Genomic DNA, 15,499 nt, shown 5'->3' with positions numbered 1-15,499 from the left:
GGTGGGTCAGAACAGGGCGCTGGCCAGGTTGCGGCGGGCCTTGGCGACCCGGTCGTCGTCCGGCGGGAAGAGTTCGAACAGGCCCACCAGGTGTTCGCGGACCTTGTCGCGGTCCTCGCCGAAGACCCGGCGGACCGTGTCGACCAGTCGCTTGAACGCCTGGTCCACGTCGTTCGTCGCCAGCTCCAGGTCCGCGGCGGCCAGTTGGGCGTCCACGTCGTCCGGGTTGGCGTCGGCCTTCGCGGTGGCGTCCGCGGGCACCGCCTCGGCCCGAGCCGTGAACCGGACCTGCGCCAGCGCCGCCTTGGCCTCGGCGTTGGCCGGTTCGGCGGCGAGGATCGCCTCGTACGCGGCCTCGGCGGCGGCGAAGTCGCCCTGCTCGAAGGCGTCCTCGGCGGCGGTGAAGCGGGGGTCCTCCGGCTCGGCGACGGGCTCCGCGCCCGGCGCCGCCGCGCGGTTGGCCTCCGCCGCCTTGATGCCCGGCAGGCGGTCGCGCAGGGCGTCCAGCAGGCGGGTGATCCACTGGCCGAACTCGGCCTCCGGCAGCGGCCCGGCGAAGGCGTCCAGGGGCTGGCCGCCGGCGATCGCGACCACGGTCGGCACGGACTGCACGCCGAACACCTGGCCGATGCGCGGGTTGGCGTCGAGGTCGACCCTGGCCAGCAGCCAGGTGCCGCCGCCCGCCCTGGCGGCGCGTTCCAGCACCGGCGAGAGCTGGCCTGCCTCGGGGCTCCACGACGCCGTCAGCTCGACGACGACCGGGATCTCCAGGGAGCGTTCGACAACCGACTGGAACGTCGCCTCGGTGACGTCCAGCACCCACGGGCTCGGACCGGCGTCCGAACCGCCGACGGCTCCGCCGGAGCCGGACGACGGGGGTGGGGTGGTGGCGCGCTGCCTCGCGGCGTCGGCCCGGGCCTTCAGCGCGCCGAGGTCGACCGCCCCGGACAACGCGGCGGACAGTGCGGCGGTCTTTCGGGGGTCTGGCCTTGTCACGCCTTCCATCCTGGCACGAGTCCGGCGGCCGGCCACGCGCGGCTAGCCGGGGAGTTGCGCGACCGGGTCGATCGCCATCGGATTCGTCCGCATCGCCTCGTTGAGCCGCCCCAGGCGGAGCGCGATCGGGGTCGTCAACTCGGCGAAACGAGCGGTGCCCGCCGGGCCGAGAACATCCCACGGACGGGTGGCGGCCTCGTCGGTGCGCCGTTCGACGTCCTCCCGCAACGCGCGACCGGCCGGCGTCAGGCCGCCGTCGAGCAGACCGCGCTCGGTGAGCGCCGCTTCGGCTTCCCGCCACTCCTGCTCCGACCAGCCGCGCGCGGCACGCATGTACGCCGGGTCGAGGCCCTTGTCGGCACTGAACAGCACCAACGTCTCGCACGGTGCGAGGTCGGCGGCCACCAGCGCGGCGATGTGGCCGTCACCACGAGACTCGCGCAACGTCGTGCACGCCTGCCACAGCGCCAGGTGCGGCTCGTCCGGCACGGGCAGCACGCCGTTCGCCGCGGCCAGGACCCGCCCGGCCGTCGGCGCGGCCTCCGCCGCCTGCCCGGCCAGGTCGGCGGCTTCGGCGACGTCCAGCGTCTCCAGCATCCGCCGCAGCGCCCGGTCGACGCCCTCCAGCCGTGCCTCCAAGAAGCGGGCGGGACTGGCCACGTCCCACGCGTCGGGCAGCGCACGGGCCACCATGCGCGGGTGGAAGCTGTAGAACGCGGCGGTCACGACCTCCGGCGCCGCCGCGCCCAACGGCGCCGCGCGCTGGCCGAAGTAGCCCATCCAGCCGCCCTTGCAGCCCAGCGCGTCGGTGACCGCTCGTGACTCCGGCGAGAAGTACGTGACGTCGTGGTAGGTCTCGAAGCGGACCCACAGGTCTCTCGGCTCCATGACCGTCAAGTTAGTCGGACGTCCGACTACTCGTCAGCTGCCAGGTGTCGCTCGACCCGCTCCACCTTGGCCGTGAGCTGGCCCGTCCAGCCGGGCCTGATGTCCGCCTTGAGCACGAGGCTGACCCGCGGCGCGGTGGCCTGCACGACCTCCGTCGCCTTCTTCACCACCGCCATCACCTCGTCCCACTCGCCCTCGACCAGCGTGAACATGGCGTTGGTCTCGTTGGGCAGGCCGGACTCGCGGACCACCCGCACGGCCTGGGCGACGGCCTCGGCCACTCCGTCCGACTCACCGCCGAGCGGGCTGACGCTGAACGCGACGAGCACTACTGCCTCCTGGTCGGGGTACCCACTGGTAGCTTCGGCGCATGACGTCCCAGCCGCTGCCGTTCGACCCCATCGCGCGCGCCGCCGAGCTGTGGGAGAAGCGGATCGGACCGTCGACGGCGATGGCGGCGGTCACCAGCGTCATGCGAGTACAGCAGATCATCCAGTCCGCCGTGGACGCCGCCCTCAAGCCGCACGGGTTGACGTTCGCGCGGTTCGAGGCGCTGGTGCTGTTGACGTTCGCCCGCACGGGCAGCCTGCCGATGCGGGTCATGGGCGAACGGCTCCAGCTGCACCCGACGAGCGTCACGAACATCGTGGACCGGCTGGAAGCCGACGGACTCGTGCGCCGCAACCCCCACCCCACCGACCGGCGCACCACGCTCGTGGAGATCACCGAGGCCGGGCACGCCCGGCGTGAGGCCGCCACGGAAGCCGTGACCGGGGTCGAGTTCGGGTTGCGCGGGCTGACCGACCGGCAGACCGAGCAGCTGACCGACCTGCTGGCCAAGGTCCGGCGCGCGGTCGGCGACTTCGAGGACTGAATTCGGTCGACACGGCACCGCCTGCCCGGCCACGCTGCACGTCGTGCGGGAGATCAGGGCTCTGGTGACGGTCGGCGGCCGGTTCGTCGGCGCGGCGGAGCCGTTCACGGTCGACAGCCCGTGGTGGAACGACGTCGAGCCCGTGACCGCGCACCTGGACCGGGTGCTCGGCGTGACGACGAGCGTGTTGCGGCTGGTCGGGACCACTGCGCCGGCGATGCGTGACGGCGTGGTGACGTACCAGGTCGAGGCCGACCGCGTGCCCGGGCACGGGCTGTCGGCAGGCTCGCCGACCGACTTCGCCGATCACCCGCTGCGGCTGCCGTGGGCGCGTCCCGGCGGGCCGGCGGCGTTGGTCGAGTGGGCGCGGCGGCACGTCGAGGTGACCGGGCCGGCCGTGCAGGTGAAGACGTGGAACCTGTCGTGCCTGTACCGGCTGCCGACGGTGGGCGGGAACGTGTGGGCGAAGGCCACGCCGCCGTTCATGGCGGACGAGGCCGGGGTGATCGGGCTGGTGGCGTCGGTCGACCCGTCGTTGGCGCCGGCGGTGATCGCGGCCGAGCCCGGGCGGGTGCTGCTGGCGGAGGCGCCGGGGGTGGACTGCTGGCAGCCGGGTGAGGACGTGGTCGAGCGGATCGTGCCGCGGTGGGTGGCGGTGCAGGCGGCGTTGGCCGGTGAGCCGCGGTTGCGGGTGCGCGGCGTGCGGGTGCCGGACTTCGGGTTGCCGGAGACGTTGCTGCACGGCGACTTCCACCCGGGCAACTGGCGTTCGGGCGGTGTCGTGCTCGACTGGGGTGACGCGCACTGGGGCCACCCGGCGTTGGACGCGGCGCGGCTGATCGGGTTCGTCGCGCCGGAGTTCCGGGCGGTGATCGAACGCACGTGGGTCGACGCGTGGTTGCGCCACTACCCGTCGAGCGATCCGGCGAGCGCGCTGCGGCACGCCCGGCCGGCGTCACATCTCGTCGGCGCGGTGGTGTACCAGGAGTTCCTGGACAACATCGAGCCGAGCGAGCGCGTGTACCACCTCGGTGATCCCGAGGCGGAGTTGGCCCGCGCCCGGTCCTTGGCGGTCTGAACGCTCAGTCCTCGGCGGGCTGAACCTGGTCCTGGGCGACGTCGAGTCGACCGGTCCGGTTGGCCCAGCGCTCGAACACCACGGTGCCGAACGGCGGGATGCTCGCGACCAGGCCGAGGACGAGCGTCTTGCGGTCCCAGCGGTGCGCCAGCATCAGCGTCACCAGGACGTAGCCGACGAAGATCGCGCCGTGCACGGGCCCGAAGATCTTGACGCCGATCTCGTTCTCCACCACGACGTACTTGAAGAACATGCCGATCAACAGACCGGCCCACGACACCGCCTCGGCCAGGGCGAGCAGGCGAAACCGACCAACAGCGCTGCTAAGCATGCCCCCATTGTGGCCAGTGACCCCCCTCACCCCCACCCCACCCCCGGCGCGTGTCGAACACTCGGGTCCCGCGTGTCGAACCTCCAGGACCTCTGAATTCAACGCTCGGGTTCACACGGACGGCGGAGTCCGGCGTCTGAACGTTGAACTCGGGTCCTGGACGTTCGACACGCGGGCGCCGAGCGTTCGACACGCCCGGCCTGAGTGTTCGACACGCGGGACCTGGAGGTTCGACTCGCGGGTCAGTCTTCCCAGCGGAAGATGCGGGCGGCGATGAAGCCCACGACGACGGTGAAGGCGATCAGGACGGCCGAGGGGACGACGAGGGCCTCCAGGCCCTTGCCGCGCACCAGGACGTCCAGCATGCCGTCGTTCATGTGGCGCAACGGGAAGACGTTCGACACGGTCTGCAGCCACCCCGGGGCGTTCTCCACCGGGAAGAACGTGCCCGACAGGAACGCCATCGGCATGATGATGATGTTCGCCGCCCCCGAGGCCGACTCCTCCGTCTTGCAGAACGCGCCCACCAGCATCCCGATCGCGAAGAACGCGATCGTGCCCAGCACCAGCAACGGCAGCGCCAGGTACCACTGACCGGTCAACTTCAACCCGAACAACGGCAGCGACGCCACCGCCACGAACACGACGCCCTGCACGGCCGCCGTGCCGACGCTCACCACCACCCGCGACGTCAGCACGGTCGTCGTGCTCACCGGCGCCAGCCGGATCCGCCGCAGCACCTGCTTCTTCCGCCACGCCACCATGGTCAGCGCCGAGCCGAACACGCCCGAGAACGAGATCGCCCACGACAGGATGCCCGGCGTCAGGTACTGGATCGGCTTGAGCGACGCGTCCTCGACCGACTTCGTCTCCAACGTGAACCGCGGCGCCACGTCCGCCGCACCCAGGTTGATCTTGTCGACCACCCCGGACACGATCCCCAGCACGGTGCCCGCCGCGACCTGGTCGCTCGCCGCGTAGATCAGCTCCACGCGATCGCCGGACACCACCACGGCGGCGGGCAGGTCGCCGTCGTCCACCTTCTGCCGCGCGGCGGCCGTGTCGTCGTACTTCTCCAGCTCGATCGCGCCGGTCTGCTCCAACGTCGTCAGCACGGGCCCGTCGCCCACCGCCGCGATCTTGGTCTTGTCGCTGCCGGAGTCACCGAGCAGCAGGCCGAACACGACGAGGAACATCAGCGGGAACAGGAAGACGAAGAACAACGTCATCTTGTCCCGCAGGAAGCCCTTGATCATCGCGGCCGACAGGCTCCGGAACGCGGTCATGCGCGGTACTCCCGTCCGGTCAGGTCGAGGAAGACGTCCTCCAACGTGGCGGTGCGCACCTGCAACCCGTCCAACGTGCCGCGCTCGGCGAGCGCCGACAGCACCGGCGCGGGCTTGCGGGTGGAGATGGTCAACGACACCTCGTCCTCGTGCGCGTCGTCGACCCCGGTGATCCCACGCGCCGCCTCACGCGTCAGCAACCCCTTCTGCAGCACCACGTGCGTGGGCGCATCGAGACCGCGCACCAACGTCGCGGGCGCGTCCATGGCGAGGATCCGGCCCCGGTCCATGATCGCCACGCGGTCGCACAGGATCTCGGCCTCGTCGAGGTAGTGCGTCGTGTAGACGATGGTCTTGCCCCTGGCCTGGATCGCGCGCAGCACGTCCCACAGGTTGCGCCTGGCCTGCGGGTCCAGCGCGGCCGTCGGCTCGTCCAGGAAGACGAGGTCCGGGTCGTGCACGAGGGCGCACGCGATCGACAGGCGCTGGCGCTGGCCGCCGGAGAGCTTGTTCTCCTGCACGTCCGCCTTGTCGGTCAAGCCGACGAGCTCCAGCATCTCGTCGGCCTTGCGCCGGCTCACGCCGTACAGCGAGCCGAACGTCTGGAGCTGCTCGCGGGCGGTCAGCTTCTCGAAGAAGCTCGACGCCTGCAGTTGCACGCCGATGCGCGGCAGCAGCTTCGGGTTGCGCGGCCACGGCTGCTCGCCGAGCAGCGTCACCTGGCCGCCGTCGGGCTTGCGCAGGCCCTCGACGATCTCCAGCGTGGTCGTCTTGCCGGCACCGTTCGGCCCCAGGATGCCGAAGAACTCCCCCTCGGCGACCGTGAACGAGACGCCGTCCACCGCCTTCAGCTCGCCGTAGCTCTTTCTGATGTCGGCAACCACGACGGCCGGTATGCGTGCCCCTGTCATGGCTGGACGGTAAGCGGTGCCGGGACCCGCCGGCGGCACTTCGATCCGTTCGCGACGGAAGTAGACGACGATCGAGACTTTCGACGTATCCCGTGGTAGCTGTGCGCGCGAACCCGATTACGAGACGTGCTCACCCGTGCAGGGAGAGGGCGGTGCGGACGCCGGACGAGTCGCCCACGTCGCCTCCGCCGGGTCCGCGGTCAGGACGTGGTCCAGGTGCGCGCCGCCGAGCCGGTCGACGTTCAGGTACGCGCAGTCCCACGGCTCCGAGTCGACGCGGAGCGATCGCACGTACTGCAGCCCGGACGGGTCGGCGCCGGCCGCCGTGATGGTGATGTCACGGCCGTTCTCCAGGTGGACCACCGCCCGGTCGAACCGCGGCGCGTTCAGCACGAAGTCACCCGTGCCCGGCGTGACCGGGTACAGGCCCAGGGCGCTGAGCACGTACCAGGCCGACATCTGCCCCAGGTCGTCGTTCCCGGTCACGCCGTTCGGCGCGTCGACGAACAACGTCTGCGCCGCCCGCACCACGGCCGAGGTCTTCCACGGCTGCCCCACCAGCGCGTACATCCACGGCGCGTGCAGGTCCGGCTCGTTGTTCGGGTTGTAGCGGAACTGGTTGTAGTAGTTGTACGGCCCGACGACCCACTTCGAGCGCACGGTCCCCGCCGGGTCCGCCACCAGCTCCGGGTAGGCGAAGAAGTCGTCCAGGCGGGCGAGCGCCGCGTCACGGCCGCCGAGCAGCTCCACCAGACCCGGCACGTCCTGCTGCGCCAGCCACTGGTACTGCCACGCCGTGCCCTCGTGGAAGCCGTCCGGTCCCTGCGGGGTGAACGGCGCGAGCCACTCGCCGTCGCGCAGCTTCGGCCGGGGGAAGCCGGTGAACCCGCGGTCGGACACCGTCGAGTCCCAGAGCACGCGGTAGTTCAGCCCGCGGCGGCGCAGGATCTCGGCGTCGTCCTCGTGCCCCAGGGTGAGCGCCATGATCCACAGCGAGCAGTCCGCCAGCGCGTACTCCAACGTCGCCGAGGCGCCGTGGTGCGGGTCGACGTCCTGCCCCTTCTTGCGGAAGTCCTTGTCGTACTGCACGAATCCGTTCCGGAGGTAGGACGGGTTGCCCGCCCTGCCCTCGAACGGCGACGACGTGGGCGGCACACCGGTCGCGTTCTGCCACAGCGCCTCGTAGGCCCGCTCCTCCAAGCCGGCCAACGCGCCGAACCGCCACAGGTCGACCAGGAACGGCGTGACCGGGTCGCCGGTCATGGTGTTCGTCTCCTGGTTGGCGTAGGCCCAGCGGGGCAGCCAGCCGCCCTGCTCGTGGATCGCCAGCACCGACCGCGCGATGTCCTTCGCCCGCGCCGGCCGCAGCAGCGCCAGCAGCTGGTTGTGCGCCCGGTAGGTGTCCCAGAGCGAGAAGAACTCGTGGTACGTCCAGCCGTCCGCGGTGTGCACCTGCCCGTCGAACCCGCGGTACCGACCGTCCACGTCGTTGCCCGTCAACGGCTGCAACAGCACGTGGTAGAGCGCGGTGTAGAAGACGGTGCGGTCGGTCCCGGTCGACGACGTCTCGACGCTCGACAGCTCGCGCCGCCAGGCCTCCTGGGCCGCCGCGCGCAACTCGTCGAACGCCTTCCCCCGGGCCTCGGCGAGGTTCTTCGTGGCGCCGTCCGCGTCCACGTGCGAGATCGCGGTCGCCGCGGTCACCGGGCCGTCGTCGAACGACACCCACTGCCCGCGCAGCCCCGCGCCGCCCTCCGCGCCGCCCCAGTTGCCGGTCCGGCGGAACGGCCGGTCGAACGTCGTGGTGAAGTAGGTCGTGTACGGCTTCCCGCCGCAGAACGCCTGGGCCACCACGGTTCCGGCCAACGTCCGGTCGTCCACCACCCGCACGCCGCTGGCGAAGACCGGCTCGCCGTCGTTCGCCTGGCCCACGTTCACCAACACGTGCGGCGTCATACCGGCTGGGAAGGTGAACCGCTCCACCCCGGCCCGGGTGGTCGCCGTCGTCTCGACCGTGATGCCGGACGCCAGCCGCACTCGGTAGTAGCCGGGCTTGCCGACCTCGCCCTCGTGCGTGTACGCGGCGCCGTACGCCCGGTGGTCGAAGGTGCGCGGCAGGCCGGTGGTCGGCAGGATCGACACCAGGCCGCCCTGCTCGGAGCACCCCGCGCCGGACAGGAAGAAGTGCCCGAACCCGCGGATCACCGGGTCGTCGTAGCGGTAACCGGCGTAGTGCGAGCCGATCGGGCTCGAATGCGCCATGCCGAACGGCATCGACGCGCCCGGGAACGTGTTCCCGTCGTCCTTCGTGCCGATGAACGTGTTCACCGACTCCACCGGGTCAGCCGTCACCGATCCACCATAAGGTCACGACGCGCCGAGCGGCTCCGCCGTTCGATGACAACGCTGTCCACGCACTCTCCGTAATCGAGCTGCCGGGATTTCCGAGACCAAGGGGTGTCCGGTTCGAGACAGGTCGGCACGTTGACATCTGTGAACGGGCGGTGTGTGATTCGCCCACTATGACAACGTTGTCCCCGAACGGCGCGGCAGGCGCCCGCAAGGTGCGGCGTGCCACGATGAACGACGTGGCGCGGCTGGCGGGCGTCAGCATCAAGACCGTCTCACGCGTGGTGAACGACGAGGCAGGCGTGCACCCGGCCACGGCCGAACGGGTGCTCGCGGCGATCGACCAGCTCGGCTTCCGGCGCAACCTCAGCGCGCGCAACCTGCGCCGGGGTTCGTCGACGGGCACGGTCGGCCTGGTGCTGGAGGACGTCGGCAACCCGTTCTACTCGGGCGTCACGCGCGCGGTCGAGGAGATCGCCAGGCTGCGCGGCCGTCAGGTGATCACGGGGTCGTCCGACGAGGACCCGGCGCGGGAGCGCGAGCTGTCGCTGGAGTTCTGCTCACGGCGGGTGGACGGCCTGCTGATCGTGCCCGCCGGGTTGCAGCACGGGTACCTGGTGCCGGAGATGCGGGCGGGCACGCCGGTGGTGTTCCTCGACCGGCCGGCCGGTGACGTGGTCGCCGACACCGTGCTGGTGGACAACATCGGCGGCACCGCCGAGGCCGTCACGCACCTGGCGTCGTTCGGGCACCGGCGGATCGCGTTCCTCGGCGACGCGCCGGACATCTTCACCGCCAACGAACGCCTGCGCGGTTACCGCGAGGGCTGCCTGCGGACCGGCATCGGCTACCACGAGTCGCTGGTCGTCATGGGCCCGCACGACGAGGAGTCGGTGCGCAAGGCGTTGCAGGGCCTGCAGAACGCCGCCGACCCGGCCACCGCCGTGGTGACCGGCAACAACCGGATCACCGTGCACGCGGTGCGCGCGTTGGCGGGCAGCGCCGTGCGGCCCGCCCTCGTGGGCTTCGACGACTTCGAGCTGGCCGACCTGCTCTCGCCTCCGGTGACCGTGATCGCGCACGACGCGAGCGCGCTCGGCAAGGCAGCGGCGGACCTGCTCTTCGCCCGACTGGACGGCGACAGCTCCCCACCGCGCCGCGTCGTCCTGCCGGTCCGGTTGGTGGCCCGTGGATCAGGAGAGGTACCGGCATGAGTTCCGACACCCAGCCCGTCGCGCTGGAGGCCAACCAGCCCCGGCAGTTCTACCGGGGCGGTGCGGCCATCGCGGCGTTCCGGAGCCAGGACGTGGCCGACCGCGGGCCCGAGGACTGGGTCGCGTCGACCACCACGCAGTTCGGCAAGGACGAGGCCGGGTTGACCCGCCTGCCGGACGGGCGGTGGTTGCGCGACGCGGTGGCGGCGGACCCGGCGGGGTGGTTGGGCGCGGAGCACGCGGCGGAGTTCGGGCCGGACACCGCGCTGCTGGTGAAGCTGCTCGACGCCGGGCAGCGGCTGCCGGTGCACTGCCACCCGTCCGACGCGTTCGCGACCACCCACCTGGGCTGCCGGCACGGCAAGACCGAGGCGTGGATCGTGATCGGCACGTCCGGGCCCGACCCGACGGTGTACATCGGGTTCCGCGACGACGTGCCCGCGGCCGTCGCCGCCGACTGGGTGTCCACTCAGGACTCCGCCGCGATGCTGGCCGCGTTGAACCCGGTCAAGGTCTCGCCCGGCGACACGGTGTTCGTGCCCGCCGGCGTGCCGCACGCCATCGGCGAGGGCGTGTTCATCGTCGAGCTCCAGCAGCCGACGGACTTCTCGGTCACGTTGGAGTGGCGGGGTTTCCTGGCCGACGCCGAGGCCGGGCACCTCGGTCTGGGCTACGACAGGGCGTTGGACTGCCTGGAGCGCCGCGCCCAGTCGCCCGGCGACCTCGTGCGCCGCACGCAGGCGCTCACCGGGCCGTCGGTGGACCTGTTCGACGCGCAGGCCGACCCGTTCTTCCGCGCCGACCGGCTGCACGTGTCCGGCACGGCGGCGCTGGAGCCCTCGTTCGGCGTGTTCGTGGTGCTGGAGGGCGCCGGCACGCTGGGTCCTGTCGCGGTGCACCGGGGCAGCACGGTGGTCGTGCCGCACGCGGCGGGCGAGGTCGTGGTGACCGGCGACGTGGTCGCCATCCGGTGCAGGCCGCCATCGGTGTCGAGCCTCGGGTAGCTGAGCGCATGGCCTGCCCCTGCTGGACGCACGGGAGTTGGTGGAGCACTACGGGACGTGGACGCGCTGCGCCGCGCCTCGTCCACCGCGCACGCGGGCGAGGTCGTCGCGCTCGTCGGTGACCACAGCGCGGGCAAGTCGACGCTGGTGAAGTGCAAGCGGCGCTGCTGACCCGACAGCGCGGCTGACATGCAGGGCGGGAGCCACCACCCGACTCCGTCCGGCTGCCATACTGGTCAGGTGTCCGACATGATGGCCGATGCGACCGCGGGTGACCTGTACGCGGCCATCCGCCAGCGGACGGTGCTCAGGATGGTCAAGTGGTGGCACAAAGCAGGCATCGAAGACCGCGGCCTTCTCCTCTCGACCGGACAGGGCATCGGCAAGACGGCATTCTGGGTCGAATCATTCGTGCGCGGACTGCTGGCACCCAACCCGGCCGATGTGGGGCACCACTGGCGGGGTGCGGCTCACCAGGAGCTGACCTTCGGCACGGCGATGGCCCTGCTGGCGATGCCGCGCCGGGCGCCGTCGACTCCTGCTTGGACCAACTTCAGCACGCTCACCTCCGGACACCTCTGCGCCGCGCGAGCACTGGACGACCTCGAGTCCACCCTGCCCGGTCTGATCGCCGGCGAGCGGATCAACCGCCGCTGGCGCCCTGATCGCGCGGACGACCCGGCGGTCGGCCCCATGTCGGTGGTGCTGCGGCTCTTGGCGCTGATCAGGCAGTTGATCGCGCGCATACGGGCGCGACTGCTGCGCCGCCCCGGCCGCCGGCAGGCCAGCACCCCCACCAGGCTGATGACCGCATCCGGCAACGTGACGCGCGGGCCGAACTCCCACCGGACGTCCAATGTCCTCCGGGAGCCTGCTCGCGCCGCCTGACACGCCGACGGGCTCCCGCCCCACGCCTACCCGGGAGCCTGCCGTGCATGTCGCGCGGATCGTCGAGTTCGTCCTGCCGCTGGTCGTGTCACTGGGCAACAGCCCTGTGGTCTTGCTCGCCCTCATATGCACCCTGTGCCTCGCCGCCATCGTCGCCGTGGTGCGAACCGTGGTGCGGACCGTGCCGAAGCTGTCGGCCGATCAGGTTCACGCGTGGGCGGTCTTGGTCGCCACGCTGAAGGGGGAGGCCGGGAAGAAGCGCAAGTGAGCTGCTCACAGGTACTTGTTGGCCAGCTCCGAGTACTCCTTCTCGAGGTCGTCGGCCAGGTAGGCGACGTAAGCCCAGGGCACGTCGTGCACGTGGTCGCGCATGCCGAGCAGGTGGCGCTTCGCCCGCGGCGCGTCGTCGGCCAGGGCGAACGCCGCCGCGAACAGGTTGTGGGCCTGCAACGCGCGCGGGTGGGGCTTGGTCGGGGTCGAGTCCCACTTGTCCGCCGCCGTGGCGATCTCGTCGCGGTGCCGGGTGAAGTAGCGCATCTTCAGCGTCGCGATCTTCAACGCCGACCGCGCCTGGACGGCGTCCTCGAACTGCTCCAGGAAGATCTCGAAGTGCGCCAGCGGCAGCATGGCGACCACCGGGTCGCCGGGCGGCGCGGCGTCGACGCTGCCCTGCGCGAACGCCATCATCTCCTCGGCCGACCCGCCCCACTTCGACGCCAGGATCTGCAACCGGGTCCAGTGCGCCGGGTACAGCGAGGCGCACCGCGCCACGACCTCCCGCCACACCTCGTCCTTCTGGTCCCGGTCGACCTGCAACCCGAGGCCTGCGGTCTGCAACTGCGCCCACGGCACGGCGTCGCGCGGCAGGAGCTTCGCGGCCTCGTGCAGCGGGCCGACGGCCTTGCGGAGGGTCCCGAAGAAGACCTTGAACCGGTCCTTGCCGACGCTGTCGGCCCGCCCCGAGCCGCGGATCGCCCACGCCTCCCGGATGAACGCCGTGCCGGCCAACAGCCACAGGTCCGGGTCGGTGTTGTTCTTCGCCAGCTCCAGCAGCTCGTCGGCGTGGCCGATGGCGTGCTCGCCGAGGACCTCGGCCCGCAGCGCCCTCACCTCGGGGTCGTCACGGCACTCCGCGAGCACCGTGGTCGCCGCCCTCAGGTGGCCCGCGTCCATCTCCTCCGCCGCGATGTCCAGGATCGCGTCGTCGTAGGTGTGGTCCCGCACCACTTCACGGGCGATCGCGGCAGGCCGCTTCCTCCGGAAAATCCCCACTCCAGCGACCTTACTTTCCTCCGAGCCCGAGTGGCCTAAGTCTTTCGTAGAGCCGAACAGGGCCTTTCTGCGGTTGTCCCCCAGCCTACGTGCGCGATGGAGTGGTGCCCTCGAGGGAGGGGGACATCGATGCGAGCGAGAACCGCCATCGCCGTGACCGCGGCGCTGATCGGCGCGGCCCTGCCGACGTACGCGCAGGCCGAGCCACGGCCGCACCAGAGCATCACCTGGTCGCCGTGCGCCGAGCTCGAAGGTCTGGAGTGCGGCACGTTCCAGGCGCCGTTCGACTGGCGCACGCCGGACGACGGCCGCACGATCACCATCGCGGTGAGCAGGCTCAAGGCGCGCTCCGGCCAGGCGAAGGGCGTCGTGCTGACCAACCCGGGTGGTCCGGGCGCCCCCGGCCGCGGCCTGCCGCTGCTCTACGCGGACCGCGCCAAGCTGGTGGCCGACCTCGACGTCATCGGCATCGACCCGCGCGGCACGGGCGCGAGCACGAACGCCACCTGCGGCGGGTACAGCTGGCTGGGCATCGCCGACCCGCGCGACCGCAGCCGCGCCAACACCGACCTGCTCTACGACGCCGCCCGGCTCCAGGCCACCGCGTGCCAGACCCGCTCCGGCGAGTTCGGCGAGGTGGTCAACACCGAGCAGACCGTCCACGACCTCGACCTGCTGCGCCGCCTGCTGGGCCGGGAGAAGGTCAACTGGATCGGCTACTCGGGCGGCAGCTGGATGGGCGCGTACTACGCCACCTACTTCCCCGACCGGGTCGACAAGGTCGTGCTCGACTCCAACCCCGACTTCACCTCGACGTTCCAGGACATCTTCGACAACTTCGGCTACGCCGTCGAACGCCGGTTCCGGACCGACTTCCTGCCCTGGGTGGCCCGGTACGACGGCCTCTACCACCTGGGCACGACCGCCGAGCAGGTCCGCCAGGCCTACGAGACGACCCGCGCGGAGCTCGCCGCGAACCCGCTCACGCTGCCGGACGGCGCCGTGGTCGACGGCTTCGCGCTCGACCTGGTGCTGACCCGGGCGCAGTACAGCAAGCTGCTGTTCCAGGACGCGGCGCAGACCCTGGTGACGCTCCAGCAGGCGACGCGGACCGGTGCGACGGCGCTGGTGGCCGGGTACCCGGACGCGCCCAGCGCCACGCTGTACGCCGTCACGTGCAACGACACGAAGTTCCGGCACAACCGCACCACGTTGGCGCGGGAGGCGGAACGACTGGGCGAGCGGTACCCGCTGAACGGCTTCTACCAGCGGCTCGCGCCGTGCGCGTTCTGGGACCGCCCGCCGCTGGAGCTGAAGGAGCCGACCGGCAAGGGCGTGCCGCCGGTGCTCATGGTGCAGTCGGTGCGGGACCCGGCGACGCCGGTGGAAGGCGCCCAGCGGGCCCACCGCAACTTCGCGGGCTCGCGGATGCTCACCGTGACCGACGAGGGCGACCACGGCATCTACGCGTTCGGCAACCCCTGCGTCGACGACGTCGTGGAGGCGTTCATCGTGGACGGCGAGCTGCCGCCACGTGACCTGACCTGCCCGGGAACGCCCCTGCCGGACCCGACCGCGCCCACCGCCGCGAGCACCCGCCCGCTGGTCGGCTGGCCGTTGTAGCCGCCGGCGCGGTGACCACGGACGTTCACCGGGTCGGTGACAAGCCTGGTTCCCCTCGCTCGAACGGAGGCTCCGACGGACAGGTGGCGCCGGCGCGGATGCCACCGGCGGTCGGCGAACCCGGTGGTCACCGCACTAGATCCCGCCGGCCTGCCGCCGGCGCGCGGCGTAGACACCGGCCTCCGTCCGGCGGTCGAAGCCGAGCTTGTGCAACAGCGAGGAGACGTAGTTCTTGACCGTCTTCTCGGCCAGGAACAGCCGGTTCGCGATCTGCCGGTTGGTCAGGCCCTCGGCGATCAGGTCGAGGATCCGCCGCTCCTGCGGGCTCAGCGCCGCGTAGCGCGGGTCCTCGACCGGTCCGCCGCGCAGCCGTTGCAGCACGGTCGCGGTCACGCCCGAGTGCAGCAGCGAGCCGCCTCCGGCCAGCGTGCGGATCGCGGACACCAGGTCGTTGCCGGAGACCTGCTTGAGCATGTACCCGGCCGCGCCCGCCATGATCGCGCCGAACAGCGCCTCGTCGTCGGAGTACGAGGTCAGCATCAGGCACGCGGGCGGCGGCTGGACCGTCGAACGGATCTCCCTGCACACGGTCACGCCGTCGCCGTCGGGCAGCCGCACGTCGATCACGGCCACGTCGGGCCGGTGGAACGCGGCGGCGGCCACGGCCGCGGCGGCGCTCTCCGCCTCACCGACCACCTCGATGTCCGACTCGACCGCCAGCAGCTGCTGCAGTCCGCGCCGGACGATCTCGTGGTCGTCCACCAGAAGCACCGAGATGGACATGG

General features: G+C 71.5%; 16 protein-coding genes and 1 pseudogene. 8 read left to right on the top strand and 9 right to left on the bottom strand.

Annotated elements, in window-relative coordinates; all coding sequences use genetic code 11:
- Nucleotides 1-6: 6 nt before the first annotated feature.
- From AB0H12_RS04920 to AB0H12_RS04910, 3 genes are read right to left on the bottom strand one after another with little or no spacing between them, the layout of a single operon-like run.
- On the bottom strand, nt 7-996 hold the full coding sequence (locus tag AB0H12_RS04920) for a co-chaperone YbbN (protein ID WP_499620925.1): 990 nt from the start codon (nt 994-996) through the stop codon (nt 7-9).
- A gap of 42 nt (nt 997-1,038) precedes the next feature.
- Entirely contained in the window at nt 1,039-1,884 is an 846-nt protein-coding gene (locus AB0H12_RS04915; protein WP_499620924.1) for an SCO6745 family protein, read from the bottom strand.
- Between the two features lie 26 nt (nt 1,885-1,910).
- Complete coding sequence (locus AB0H12_RS04910; protein ID WP_499620922.1) at nt 1,911-2,213, bottom strand: MTH1187 family thiamine-binding protein; 303 nt, start codon at nt 2,211-2,213, stop codon at nt 1,911-1,913.
- Nucleotides 2,214-2,254: 41 nt separating this feature from the next.
- Here AB0H12_RS04910 and AB0H12_RS04905 point away from each other — a divergent pair, with 41 nt between their 5' ends.
- Together AB0H12_RS04905 and AB0H12_RS04900 are read left to right on the top strand one after the other, a co-directional pair.
- Nucleotides 2,255-2,758: a MarR family winged helix-turn-helix transcriptional regulator gene (locus AB0H12_RS04905; protein WP_053721863.1), complete on the top strand. Its 504-nt coding sequence runs from the start codon at nt 2,255-2,257 to the stop codon at nt 2,756-2,758.
- Nucleotides 2,759-2,801: 43 nt separating this feature from the next.
- On the top strand, nt 2,802-3,836 hold the full coding sequence (locus AB0H12_RS04900; protein ID WP_499620921.1) for a phosphotransferase: 1,035 nt from the start codon (nt 2,802-2,804) through the stop codon (nt 3,834-3,836).
- A 4-nt stretch (nt 3,837-3,840) separates the two neighbouring features.
- On the opposite strand, the gene AB0H12_RS04895 is transcribed toward AB0H12_RS04900, so the two are convergent.
- The 4 genes from AB0H12_RS04895 to AB0H12_RS04880 all read right to left on the bottom strand — a co-directional run bounded on the left by AB0H12_RS04895 (nt 3,841) and on the right by AB0H12_RS04880 (nt 8,716).
- Entirely contained in the window at nt 3,841-4,167 is a 327-nt protein-coding gene (locus AB0H12_RS04895) for a DUF3817 domain-containing protein (RefSeq protein WP_499620920.1), read from the bottom strand.
- A 242-nt stretch (nt 4,168-4,409) separates the two neighbouring features.
- The gene (locus AB0H12_RS04890; protein ID WP_499620918.1) at nt 4,410-5,453 is read right to left on the bottom strand and encodes an ABC transporter permease; all 1,044 of its coding nucleotides are present in this window, start codon (nt 5,451-5,453) and stop codon (nt 4,410-4,412) included.
- Nucleotides 5,450-6,364: an ABC transporter ATP-binding protein gene (locus AB0H12_RS04885; protein WP_499620916.1), complete on the bottom strand. Its 915-nt coding sequence runs from the start codon at nt 6,362-6,364 to the stop codon at nt 5,450-5,452. Before AB0H12_RS04885 ends, AB0H12_RS04890 begins: the two co-directional genes overlap by 4 nt.
- Nucleotides 6,365-6,481: 117 nt before the next feature.
- On the bottom strand, nt 6,482-8,716 hold the full coding sequence (locus AB0H12_RS04880) for a GH92 family glycosyl hydrolase (protein WP_499620914.1): 2,235 nt from the start codon (nt 8,714-8,716) through the stop codon (nt 6,482-6,484).
- Between the two features lie 227 nt (nt 8,717-8,943).
- Here AB0H12_RS04880 and AB0H12_RS04875 point away from each other — a divergent pair, with 227 nt between their 5' ends.
- The 5 genes and pseudogenes from AB0H12_RS04875 to AB0H12_RS04855 all read left to right on the top strand — a co-directional run bounded on the left by AB0H12_RS04875 (nt 8,944) and on the right by AB0H12_RS04855 (nt 12,087).
- Nucleotides 8,944-9,927 carry a LacI family DNA-binding transcriptional regulator gene (locus AB0H12_RS04875; RefSeq protein ID WP_499621763.1) on the top strand — a complete coding sequence of 328 codons (984 nt, stop codon included), beginning with the start codon at nt 8,944-8,946 and terminating at the stop codon, nt 9,925-9,927.
- Nucleotides 9,924-10,931 (top strand): class I mannose-6-phosphate isomerase, encoded by a 1,008-nt coding sequence (locus AB0H12_RS04870; RefSeq protein WP_499620913.1) that lies wholly within the window; start codon nt 9,924-9,926, stop codon nt 10,929-10,931. The genes AB0H12_RS04875 and AB0H12_RS04870 overlap by 4 nt, the downstream gene beginning before the upstream one ends.
- 13 nt (nt 10,932-10,944) lie before the next feature.
- Nucleotides 10,945-11,112: pseudogene (locus AB0H12_RS04865) on the top strand (ATP-binding cassette domain-containing protein); the annotation flags it as partial.
- A gap of 59 nt (nt 11,113-11,171) precedes the next feature.
- On the top strand, nt 11,172-11,819 hold the full coding sequence (locus AB0H12_RS04860; protein ID WP_499620911.1) for a hypothetical protein: 648 nt from the start codon (nt 11,172-11,174) through the stop codon (nt 11,817-11,819).
- A gap of 43 nt (nt 11,820-11,862) precedes the next feature.
- A complete protein-coding gene (locus AB0H12_RS04855; RefSeq protein WP_499620910.1) occupies nt 11,863-12,087 on the top strand; it encodes a hypothetical protein in 225 nt (74 codons plus the stop codon).
- A gap of 5 nt (nt 12,088-12,092) precedes the next feature.
- Here the strand turns inward: AB0H12_RS04855 and AB0H12_RS04850 are convergent, their stop codons facing one another.
- Complete coding sequence (locus AB0H12_RS04850) at nt 12,093-13,091, bottom strand: hypothetical protein (protein ID WP_499620908.1); 999 nt, start codon at nt 13,089-13,091, stop codon at nt 12,093-12,095.
- Between the two features lie 129 nt (nt 13,092-13,220).
- On the opposite strand from AB0H12_RS04850, the gene AB0H12_RS04845 reads away from it, so the two are divergent.
- On the top strand, nt 13,221-14,714 hold the full coding sequence (locus tag AB0H12_RS04845) for an alpha/beta fold hydrolase (RefSeq protein ID WP_499620907.1): 1,494 nt from the start codon (nt 13,221-13,223) through the stop codon (nt 14,712-14,714).
- 135 nt (nt 14,715-14,849) lie between these two features.
- Here the strand turns inward: AB0H12_RS04845 and AB0H12_RS04840 are convergent, their stop codons facing one another.
- Nucleotides 14,850-15,497, bottom strand: a complete 648-nt coding sequence (locus AB0H12_RS04840) for a response regulator (RefSeq protein ID WP_230567856.1) — start codon at nt 15,495-15,497, stop codon at nt 14,850-14,852.
- Nucleotides 15,498-15,499 lie beyond the last annotated feature (2 nt).

The sequence above is a fragment of the Actinosynnema sp. NPDC023794 genome (genome assembly GCF_040639675.1).
GTDB classification, from domain to species: Bacteria; Actinomycetota; Actinomycetes; order Mycobacteriales; family Pseudonocardiaceae; genus Actinosynnema; species Actinosynnema luteola.
This window is presented reverse-complemented; position numbering and strand designations above follow the sequence as displayed.

Excerpts from the sequence above, each read along its gene's own strand:
- AB0H12_RS04915 (WP_499620924.1), bottom strand. The coding sequence starts at position 1,884 with ATGGAGCCGAGAGACCTGTGGGTCCGCTTCGAGACCTACCACGACGTC.
- AB0H12_RS04905 (WP_053721863.1), top strand. The coding sequence starts at position 2,255 with ATGACGTCCCAGCCGCTGCCGTTCGACCCCATCGCGCGCGCCGCCGAG.
- AB0H12_RS04895 (WP_499620920.1), bottom strand. The coding sequence starts at position 4,167 with ATGCTTAGCAGCGCTGTTGGTCGGTTTCGCCTGCTCGCCCTGGCCGAG.
- AB0H12_RS04890 (WP_499620918.1), bottom strand. The coding sequence starts at position 5,453 with ATGACCGCGTTCCGGAGCCTGTCGGCCGCGATGATCAAGGGCTTCCTG.
- AB0H12_RS04885 (WP_499620916.1), bottom strand. The coding sequence starts at position 6,364 with ATGACAGGGGCACGCATACCGGCCGTCGTGGTTGCCGACATCAGAAAG.
- AB0H12_RS04875 (WP_499621763.1), top strand. The coding sequence starts at position 8,944 with ATGAACGACGTGGCGCGGCTGGCGGGCGTCAGCATCAAGACCGTCTCA.
- AB0H12_RS04870 (WP_499620913.1), top strand. The coding sequence starts at position 9,924 with ATGAGTTCCGACACCCAGCCCGTCGCGCTGGAGGCCAACCAGCCCCGG.
- AB0H12_RS04845 (WP_499620907.1), top strand. The coding sequence starts at position 13,221 with ATGCGAGCGAGAACCGCCATCGCCGTGACCGCGGCGCTGATCGGCGCG.
- AB0H12_RS04840 (WP_230567856.1), bottom strand. The coding sequence starts at position 15,497 with ATGTCCATCTCGGTGCTTCTGGTGGACGACCACGAGATCGTCCGGCGC.